A 1,321-nucleotide genomic window follows, 5' to 3' on the forward strand; every position below is an offset into this window, starting at 1 on the left:
CAGTTCGTGAGCCGCGAAGTGACGAAGCTCGATCGTCCGGAACTGACGAGCGCGCACATCATCGTGTCGGGTGGCCGCGGTCTGGGCAGCGGCGAGAACTACACGAAGACGCTGGAGCCGCTGGCCGACAAGTTGGGCGCGGCGCTCGGCGCGTCGCGCGCGGCAGTCGATGCGGGCTACGTGCCGAACGATTTTCAGGTCGGTCAGACCGGCAAGATTGTCGCGCCGCAGTTGTATGTCGCCGTCGGCATCTCTGGCGCGATTCAACACCTCGCGGGTATGAAAGACAGCAAGGTCATCGTCGCGATCAACAAGGATCCCGAAGCACCGATCTTCAGCGTGGCCGATTACGGTCTCGTCGGCGATCTGTTCACGGTCGTGCCGGAACTGACGGCAACACTGTGAGCGAGGACACCGCCAATGAATCTTTCTGCCCAACCCCAATCATTTCTGTTTGTGCCTGGCGATCGACCGGAGCGTTTCGACAAGGCGCTGCAGAGTGGCGCGGACGCTGTCATTCTTGATCTGGAAGACGCTGTTTCACCGGAGAACAAGAATGAAGCAAGACGAGCGATTGAAGCCTGGTTGACGCCCGATCGCCCGGTGCTCATTCGCGTGAATGCGCGAGGCACATCCTGGTTTGAGCAGGACGCACAGCTTTGCAAGCTGCGAGGCGTCGGCGGAATCGTACTGCCGAAAGTGGAAAGTGCGTCCGACGTCGTCGAACTCGTGTCGCGAACGAAGAGCAGGATGCCGGTCTACGCGCTCATCGAGACGGCGAAGGGAATGGTCAATGCAATGGAAGTCGCCCGAGCACCATTTGTCCGTCAATTGATGTTCGGAACGCTGGACTTTTGTGCGGACTTGAGGCTCGCTTCGGATGGCAGCGAACTCGATCACTTCCGCGCCGATCTCGCCGTTACCTCACGGGTCGCTGGCATCGCTCCTCCGATCGATGGCGTGACACCCGCCATCGAAGACGAAGACCTGTTGCGCGCCGATACCTTAAAGGCAAGGCGATGGGGGTTCGCCGGCAAACTCTGCATTCATCCGCGTCAGGTCCCGATCGTGAATGCGGGCTTCGCACCGAATCAAGAAGAACTCGCATGGGCAAGACGCGTCATCGAAGCCTTCAAAACTGCTGATGGCGCCGCAGTCGCCGTCGATGGAAAAATGGTCGATCGGCCCGTCATACAGCGTGCGCAATCGATCCTTGATGCTGTCGGCGCATGAACAGCAATTCTCTCATCGAGCAATACGGTCCCCGCGAATCGATGGAATACGACGTCGTCATCGTCGGCGGCGGACCAGCCGGTTTGTC

Annotated in this window: 2 protein-coding genes; both read left to right on the top strand. The window is 59.7% G+C overall.

The window, feature by feature from the left end:
* Positions 1-405 (top strand): electron transfer flavoprotein subunit alpha/FixB family protein (locus AWB74_RS44610; protein WP_200822128.1); only part of this gene is annotated, 405 nt, incomplete at its 5' end.
* Positions 406-420: 15 nt separating this feature from the next.
* A complete protein-coding gene (locus AWB74_RS44615; protein ID WP_061152811.1) occupies positions 421-1,233 on the top strand; it encodes an HpcH/HpaI aldolase/citrate lyase family protein in 813 nt (270 codons plus the stop codon).
* Positions 1,234-1,321 lie beyond the last annotated feature (88 nt).

The organism is Caballeronia arvi (assembly GCF_001544695.2).
Lineage (GTDB): Bacteria > Pseudomonadota > Gammaproteobacteria > Burkholderiales > Burkholderiaceae > Caballeronia > Caballeronia arvi.

Bases quoted from the DNA above. Each gene is read 5' to 3' on its own strand.
- AWB74_RS44615 (WP_061152811.1), top strand. From the start codon at position 421: ATGAATCTTTCTGCCCAACCCCAATCATTTCTGTTTGTGCCTGGCGAT.